This is a genomic window from Cytobacillus sp. IB215316 (assembly GCF_033963865.1).
Classification (GTDB): domain Bacteria; phylum Bacillota; class Bacilli; order Bacillales; family SM2101; genus Nanhaiella; species Nanhaiella sioensis.
The window spans coordinates 1-1,574 of record NZ_JAXBMC010000047.1 but is presented as its reverse complement, the minus strand read 5'-3'; the positions used below and the strand labels follow the sequence as shown (position 1 = coordinate 1,574).

Genomic DNA, 1,574 nt, shown 5'->3' with positions numbered 1-1,574 from the left:
AGCTGTCCTTCTATCGCGATCATCATCGCTGTTTTTCCTTCTTTTTCAAAGGTCTCTAGCTTTTCATTATAAGAATGGAAGTCTACTTGATGTTTATTCATAAGCTTGCGTGTTCCAGCAAGAACATCTTTCCCTTCAATACGGGCTTCGATACCATGACCAGGTATTGCTTCGAAATGGTCGATTGCTAGTTCTTTAGCTTGTTTTTCTTTACCATATTCAACGATGGCTTCTGCTAAAGGATGTTCAGATGATTTCTCTGCTGTATATAAGTACGCTAAAACTTCTGTATTGTCTGCTTCAAAATCTGTAACAACAGGCTTACCTTTTGTTATTGTTCCTGTTTTATCTAACACAATTGCTTCGATTTTATGAGCAATTTCTAAATGCTCTCCACCTTTAAATAAGATGCCATTTTCGGCTCCTTTACCTGTTCCAACCATAATAGAAGTTGGGGTAGCTAACCCTAATGCACATGGGCAAGCGATAACTAGAACGGCAATTGCTACTTCAATTGCTTGCGGCACATCCCCTGGAGCAACAACCATGATCCATACTAAAAAGGTGACGAGCGCTATTCCAACGACGATTGGTACAAAGTAGCCAGAAATAATATCTGCCATTCTTTGAATTGGAGCTTTTGATCCTTGTGCTTCTTCCACGACACGAATGATACTTGCAAGCGCCGTATCTTTTCCTACTTTTGTCGCCTTCATTTGAACCGTACCATTCTTATTAATCGTTGCACCAATCACACGATCTCCTTCAGTTTTATCGACTGGAATTGATTCACCAGTAATCATTGATTCATCAATTGAAGATCGTCCAGCAACGACTTCCCCATCAACAGGGATCTTTTCACCAGGCTTTACGATAATGATATCGTTTACGACAACTTGCTCAATCGGAACCTTCGTTTCGATGCCATTTCTTATGACAGTCGCTTCTTTCGCTTGTAAATTCAACAATTTTGAAATGGCTTCTGTCGTTCTTCCTTTTGCCAATGACTCAAATAGTTTACCGACTAAGATGAGTGTAATGAGAACTGCACTCGTTTCAAAGTATAAATGCGGCATATACTGTGGATTACCTAGCGTTCTTAATGCTTCCACTACGCTATAAAAATAAGCTGCTGACGTTCCAAGTGCCACAAGAACATCCATATTCGCACTTTTATTTCTAAGTGATTTATAAGCACCTACGTAAAATTGCCAACCGACGTAAAATTGAACGGGTGTAGCAAGTATAAATTGAAACCAAGGGTTCATAATAAATGATGGCATCGGTATCCCAAGATCCCACGGTGCATGACCGACCATCGAGTAAAGAAGTGGTAATGATAATAATATAGAAATGAATAGTTTCGTTTTCTTTTCCTTAATTTCTTCCTCTTTATGAGATGCCTTTTCTTCTCTTGTTTCCTTCACTTTAGCATCATAGCCGAGCTTTTGTATTTTGCCAATTACGTCATCAACACTAACTACACCTGGTTGAAACGATAACGCAGCTGATTCAGTTGTCAAATTAACCGTTGCAGCTTCAATACCGTCCATTTTATTTACCACTTTTTCAAT

At 39.1% G+C, this 1,574-nt stretch carries 1 protein-coding gene; it reads right to left on the bottom strand.

The features are described 5' to 3' along the window. Positions 1 to 1,574, bottom strand: a 1,574-nt coding sequence (locus SLH48_RS22240; RefSeq protein WP_320259906.1) for a heavy metal translocating P-type ATPase, incomplete at both ends; no start/stop codon positions are given.